Below are 1,194 nucleotides of genomic sequence, written 5' to 3' on the forward strand. Positions count from 1 at the left end.
TGTTGTGGGCGGCCCGGGCGGGGGATTGGGCGGGGGGGGGGTATGCGCGTCTCCAGGGGTTACCGGCGGGGCGCCGGGGGGGGCGGGCGCCGCCCGGAGACCCGGTGTCCTTCGCGGGGGCCGGAAATCTGGTGTCCTTCGCGGGCAATCCGCGCCGGGTGCGGCTTCGAACGCCTGACGTCGCCGTGTTCCGTCGGCCCGGCCGGGTGTCCGTCCGGCCGGGATTCCCTGGAGGTCGTGCCATGCCCACCGTCCACTGGCCGGGGCCGTCGCCCGTGCGTTGCGAGCGCGAGGCGGCCGGATGAGCACGGTCGTTCACCTGTCCGGGCCGGGGCGTCCGGGCACCGACCTCAAGGAGCTGCTGAGCAGGACCGCGCGCGGCGACCGGGAGGCGTTCGGCCGGCTGTACGACGCGGTGGCGGGCCCGGTGCTGGGGCTGGTCCGCCGGGTGCTGCGGGATCCGGCGCAGTCCGAGGAGGTCGCGCAGGAGGTGATGCTGGAGGTGTGGCGCACCTGCGCCCGCTACCGGCCCGAGCGCGGGGAGGTGCTGGCGTGGGTGCTGACCATCGCCCACCGCCGCGCCGTGGACCGGGTGCGGGCGGCGCAGGCGGCCGCCGACCGCGACCAGCGGGCCGCCGCCGCCTCGCACGTGCCGGCGTTCGACGAGGTCGCCGAGCAGGTCGAGGGGCGGCTGGAACGCGAGCAGGTGCGGCGCTGCCTGAAGGGGCTGACCGAGTTGCAGCGGGAGTCGATCACGCTGGCCTACTACCGCGGGTACACCTACCCGCAGGTCGCCGAACTGCTCGGCACCCCGCTGGGCACCGTCAAGACCCGGATGCGCGACGCGCTGATCCGGCTACGCGACTGCCTGGGAGTGGGAGCATGAGCGGCGCCGACCTGCACACGCTGACCGGCGCCTACGCCGCGCACGCCCTCGACGCGGACGAGCGCGCGCAGTTCGAGCGCCACCTGGCGCAGTGCCCGGCCTGCGCCCGGGAGGTGGCCGAGTTCACGGCGACGCTGGCCAGGCTGGGCGCCGCGCAGGCCGTCGCGGTGCCCGGGGAGCTGAAGTCGCGGGTGATGGACGCGCTGGACACCGTCCGGCAGGAGGCCCCGCGCGCCGCGGCCGGGCCCGACGGCGCCCGGCGCCCCGGGCGGCTCGCCCGCGGCTGGCCGCGGCTGGCGCTGGCGGCC

The 1,194-nt window shown here is 77.3% G+C and carries 2 protein-coding genes; both read left to right on the plus strand.

The genetic code is table 11. The features are described 5' to 3' along the window. Window positions 1-301 precede the first annotated feature (301 nt). The gene (gene sigK / locus ACFV61_RS36105; RefSeq protein WP_063352900.1) at window positions 302-886 is read left to right on the plus strand and encodes an ECF RNA polymerase sigma factor SigK; all 585 of its coding nucleotides are present in this window, start codon (window positions 302-304) and stop codon (window positions 884-886) included. Next, window positions 883-1,194 (plus strand): zf-HC2 domain-containing protein (locus ACFV61_RS36110; protein ID WP_380496428.1); only part of this gene is annotated, 312 nt, incomplete at its 3' end. The genes sigK and ACFV61_RS36110, both read left to right, overlap by 4 nt.

Source organism: Kitasatospora sp. NPDC059817, assembly GCF_042731835.1.
Classification (GTDB): Bacteria; Actinomycetota; Actinomycetes; order Streptomycetales; family Streptomycetaceae; genus Kitasatospora.